This is a genomic window from Streptomyces flavofungini, from assembly GCF_041028215.1.
Taxonomy (GTDB): domain Bacteria; phylum Actinomycetota; class Actinomycetes; order Streptomycetales; family Streptomycetaceae; genus Streptomyces; species Streptomyces flavofungini_B.
In genome coordinates this window covers 1-1675 of the sequence record NZ_JASKYR010001166.1, presented here as the reverse complement: position 1 = coordinate 1675, position 1675 = coordinate 1, and the positions used below count along the sequence as shown (strand labels likewise).

The window sequence follows — 1675 nt, the reverse complement described above, 5'->3', positions numbered from 1 at the left end:
GGGGTCGGGGCCGATGGCCGGGAGGTGGTCGGGGAGGTAGGGGCGGAAGCCCGCGTATGTGCGGAGGGCGCGGACCCCGGCCAGGACGGGGAACAGCCTGGTCGCCCGCGCGGCCAGGCGCCGCAGCGCCTCCACCGACAGCGTGCGGTCGAAGCCGACCCGTTCGCGGCTCGCCCCGATCAGGACCGGTCCCGCCCGGGTGCCCTCCACCACGGCGGACGTCTGGAGGGCCGCGGAGCCACTCGCCACGTCGGCGACGTACTCCGCCGAGTACACCTTGTGCCGCACCAGCCGCGGCAGCGGTTCCGTGACCAGGACGAAGCCCCGCCGGGGGAGTACCGGCAGCTCCACGCCCGCCAGGGCCGCCAGCTGGCCGCCCCAGACGCCCGCCGCGTTGACCAGGCGCGGGGCCCGGATCTCACGGCCGGTCGAGGTCCGTACGCCGCGCACCTCGCCGCTCGCGGCCCGCCGCACAGCGGTGACCTCCTCGCCGAGCCGCAGTGTCACGTGTCCCTCGGCGCCTGCCACGCGCAGCAGGTGTGCGGCGGCGAGGGCCGGTTGTACCTGGGCGTCCTGCGGGTAGTGGAAGCCGCCCGCCAAGTCCGTCGCGAGGTGGGGCTCGTGGTCGGGGAGGCGGTCCGCCGGGATCTCGGTCGCCGTCACTCCCGCGCACCGCTGCCCGGCCGCGAAGGCGCGCAGCGCCGTCAGCTCCGTCTCCGTGGAGGCGACGACCAGACCGCCCTTCCGCTCGTATTCGTACGGGACGTCGTAGGGGACGTCGTACGCGTTGCCTTCGCCGCCGTGCTCGGCTGCCAGTTCCTGCCACAAGTCGGCTGACAACAGCGCCAGTTCGAGTTCCGGGCCCGGTGCCTTGTCGGAGACGAGGAGGTTTCCCTCGCCCGCGCCCGTGGTGCCGCCCGCCACGGGGCCGCGGTCGATGACGGTGACGTCGAGACCGGCGCGGGAGGCGTAGTAGGCGCAGGCAGCGCCGATCATGCCTGCTCCCACGACGATGAGGTCCGAGAATTCCGGTCGTCCGGAAGGGTGTCTCGTGAGCACGGCAGTAATATTTCACATGGCACTGGCGCTGCCAATAGGGCGTGCAGGAGCGGTAGTTGAGATGCGTCCGGCCGGGGCCCTTCTCAGTCGGCGGCTCTGCCGTGAGTTCCCGGGGTGTAACCGAGCGAGCGGCGGAACACGTCGATGAACGCGCTGGTCGACGCCCAGCCGCAGCGGTGCGCGACCGTGGTGACGGGTGTGCCGTCGGCCAGCATGCGCAGGGCGTGGTAGAGCCGGAGCTGGGTGCGCCACTGGGGGAAGGTCATGCCCAGTTCGCGGCGGAAGAGGCGGCTGAGGGTGCGTTCACCCGCTCCGGCCGCCGCCGCCAGCTCGGCGAGGCCACGGGCGTCGGCGGGGTCGCGGTGCAGTGCGGCGCAGACGGCAGTGAGGCGGGGGTCCTTGGGCGCGGGCAGTTGGACGGGCTGCTGGGGTGAGGCGCGGAGCTGGTCGAGGAGTACCGCGCGGAGGCGGTGGCGCTCCGGGGTGTCCTCGTGCGGGGCGCGGGTGCAGGCGAGGATCAGTTCGCGCAGGAGGGGGCCGACGGTGAGGACGGCCGGGGCGTCGAGGCCGAGCGGGTTGGTGTCCGCGGGCAGGCCGAGCAGGTGCAGCGCGAGGT

At 73.8% G+C, this 1675-nt stretch carries 2 protein-coding genes; both read right to left on the bottom strand.

The features are described from left to right. On the bottom strand, positions 1 to 1059 hold a 1059-nt coding region (locus AB8Z36_RS39425), incomplete at its 3' end, for an NAD(P)/FAD-dependent oxidoreductase (RefSeq protein WP_440582123.1). A gap of 83 nt (positions 1060 to 1142) precedes the next feature. After that, the coding region (locus AB8Z36_RS39420) for a helix-turn-helix transcriptional regulator (protein WP_369218171.1) at positions 1143 to 1675 on the bottom strand (533 nt) is incomplete at its 5' end.